At 49.0% G+C, this 3,187-nt stretch carries 2 rRNA genes; both read left to right on the forward strand.

The window, feature by feature from the left end:
* Window positions 1-105 precede the first annotated feature (105 nt).
* Window positions 106-3,008, forward strand: a 23S ribosomal RNA gene (locus FD18_RS03215).
* Window positions 3,009-3,069: 61 nt separating this feature from the next.
* Window positions 3,070-3,186, forward strand: a 5S ribosomal RNA gene (rrf, locus tag FD18_RS03220).
* Window position 3,187: the final 1 nt, after the last annotated feature.

A 3,187-nucleotide genomic window follows, 5' to 3' on the forward strand; every position in this document is an offset into this window, starting at 1 on the left:
GTTAGTACATTGAAAACTGAATATAATCTAAAGCAAAAAACCGAGACAATCGAAGAAAACAGATTGAAGAGCGACCGAGAAGAGAGAGAAACTCAACTTGAAATAGGTCAAGTAGAAAAGGGCGCATGGTGAATGCCTAGGCACTAGAAGCCGATGAAGGACGTGACGAACCACGAAAGGCTTCGGGGAGCAGTAAGTAAGCAATGATCCGGAGATATCCGAATGGGGGAACCCAATACCGCGAGGTATTATCATTAGCTGTTAAGGCTAATGAAGGAAGACGCAGTGAACTGAAACATCTAAGTAGCTGCAGGAAGAGAAAGAAAAATCGATTTTCCAAGTAGCGGCGAGCGAACAGGAAAGAGCCCAAACCAGCTGGCTTGCCAGTTGGGGTAGTAGGACTGCGATATAGTACTTGAAGTGATAGCAGAATTATCTGGAAAGATAAGCCAGAGAGGGTGAAAGCCCCGTAAGCGAAATTGCAGAGAGACTTAGCAGGATCCTGAGTAGGTCGGGACACGAGGAATCCCGATTGAAACCGCGAGGACCATCTCGCAAGGCTAAATACTAACTAGTGACCGATAGTGAACCAGTACCGTGAGGGAAAGGTGAAAAGAACCCCGGAAGGGGAGTGAAAAAGAACCTGAAACCGTGTGCCTACAAGTAGTCAGAGCACATTAAAGTGTAATGGCGTGCCTTTTGTAGAATGAACCGGCGAGTTACGTTATGGTGCAAGGTTAAGTCAGAAAAGACGGAGCCGGAGCGAAAGCGAGTCTGAAGAGGGCGAAAGAGTATCATGACGTAGACCCGAAACCAAGTGACCTACCCATGACCAGGTTGAAGGCGTGGTAAAACACGCTGGAGGACCGAACCCACGTGAGTTAAAAATCGCGGGGATGAGTTGTGGGTAGCGGTGAAATTCCAAACGAACTTGGAGATAGCTGGTTCTCTCCGAAATAGCTTTAGGGCTAGCCTCGTGTGAATGATAATGGAGGTAGAGCGCTGTTTGGACTAGGGGCCCGTCAGGGGTTACTGAATCCAGATAAACTCCGAATGCCAGATATCAATGCACGGGAGTCAGACTGCGAGTGATAAGATCCGTAGTCGAAAGGGAAACAGCCCAGATCACCAGTTAAGGTCCCCAAATCTATGCTAAGTGGAAAAGGATGTGGAGTTGCGTAGACAACTAGGATGTTGGCTTAGAAGCAGCCACCATTTAAAGAGTGCGTAATAGCTCACTAGTCGAGTGACGCTGCGCCGAAAATGTACCGGGGCTAAGCATAGTACCGAAACTGTGGATGCATATATTATATGCGTGGTAGGAGAGCGTTCTAAGTGCGGTGAAGTTAGATCGAGAGGACTAATGGAGCGCTTAGAAGTGAGAATGCCGGTATGAGTAGCGAAAGATAGGTGAGAATCCTATCCGCCGAAAGACTAAGGTTTCCTGGGGCAGGCTCGTCCGCCCAGGGTAAGTCGGGACCTAAGGTAAGGCCGAGAGGCGTAGCCGATGGACAACAGGTAGAGATTCCTGTACTGAAATTGTTCGATAAGAGCAAAGGAGGGACGCAGGAGGCTAATGACGCATGTTGCTGGAAATACATGTGCAAGCAGTAAGAAAAAAGATGAGTCAAATGCTTGTCTTTAGATTTCAAGCTGTGACGCGGAGTGAAATAAAAGTAGCGAAGGTCATGATGTCACACTGCCAAGAAAAGCTTCTAGCCAGAACAATTTTACCCGTACCGCAAACCGACACAGGTAGTCGAGTGGAGAACACTCAGGTGAGCGAGAGAACTCTCGTTAAGGAACTCGGCAAAATGACCCCGTAACTTCGGGAGAAGGGGTGCTGATAGTAAAATATCAGCCGCAGTGAATAGGCCCAAACAACTGTTTATCAAAAACACAGGTATCTGCAAAATCGTAAGATGACGTATAGGTGCTGACACCTGCCCGGTGCTGGAAGGTTAAGAGGAGAGCTTAGCGAAAGCGAAGGTTTGAATTGAAGCCCCAGTAAACGGCGGCCGTAACTATAACGGTCCTAAGGTAGCGAAATTCCTTGTCGGGTAAGTTCCGACCTGCACGAAAGGTGTAATGATTTGGGCACTGTCTCAACGAGAGACTCGGTGAAATTATAATACCCGTGAAGATGCGGGTTACCCGCGACAGGACGGAAAGACCCCATGGAGCTTTACTGTAGCTTGATATTGAGTATTTGTTAAACATGTACAGGATAGGTAGGAGCCAGAGAAAGTAGGACGCTAGTCTTACCGGAGGCAATGTTGGGATACTACCCTTGTTTGATGGATCCTCTAACTCACAGAGCTGAGCGTTCTGGAGGACAGTGTCAGGTGGGCAGTTTGACTGGGGCGGTCGCCTCCTAAAATGTAACGGAGGCGCCCAAAGGTTCCCTCAGAATGGTTGGAAATCATTCGCAGAGTGTAAAGGTATAAGGGAGCTTGACTGCGAGAGGTACACCTCGAGCAGGGACGAAAGTCGGGCTTAGTGATCTGGTGGTACTGCATGGAAAGGCCATCACTCAACGGATAAAAGCTACCCTGGGGATAACAGGCTTATCTCCCCCAAGAGTTCACATCGACGGGGAGGTTTGGCACCTCGATGTCGGCTCGTCGCATCCTGGGGCTGAAGTCGGTCCCAAGGGTTGGGCTGTTCGCCCATTAAAGCGGCACGCGAGCTGGGTTCAGAACGTCGTGAGACAGTTCGGTCCCTATCCGTCGTGGGCGTAGGAAATTTGAGAGGAGCTGTCCTTAGTACGAGAGGACCGGGATGGACATACCGCTGGTGTACCAGTTGTCTTGCCAAAGGCATCGCTGGGTAGCTATGTATGGAAGGGATAAGCGCTGAAAGCATCTAAGTGCGAAGCCCCCCTCAAGATGAGATTTCCGATGCGTAAGCAGTAAGACACCTTAAAGACGATGAGGTAGATAGGCTAGGAGTGGAAGCATAGTGATATGTGGAGCGGACTAGTACTAATCAGTCGAGCACTTGACCAAAGCTCAAAGGTTTAGAGCAGAAGATTATATTCAGTTTTGAGTGTAAAAGCTCAAGAAAGAGTACGGTGGCGATGGCAAGAAGGATACACCTGTTCCCATGCCGAACACAGAAGTTAAGCTTCTTAACGCCGAGAGTAGTTGGTGGGAAACTGCCTGCGAGGGTAGGTAGTCGCCGTGCT

The sequence above is a fragment of the Lactobacillus taiwanensis DSM 21401 genome, assembly GCF_001436695.1.
In the GTDB taxonomy this organism is placed as follows: domain Bacteria; phylum Bacillota; class Bacilli; order Lactobacillales; family Lactobacillaceae; genus Lactobacillus; species Lactobacillus taiwanensis.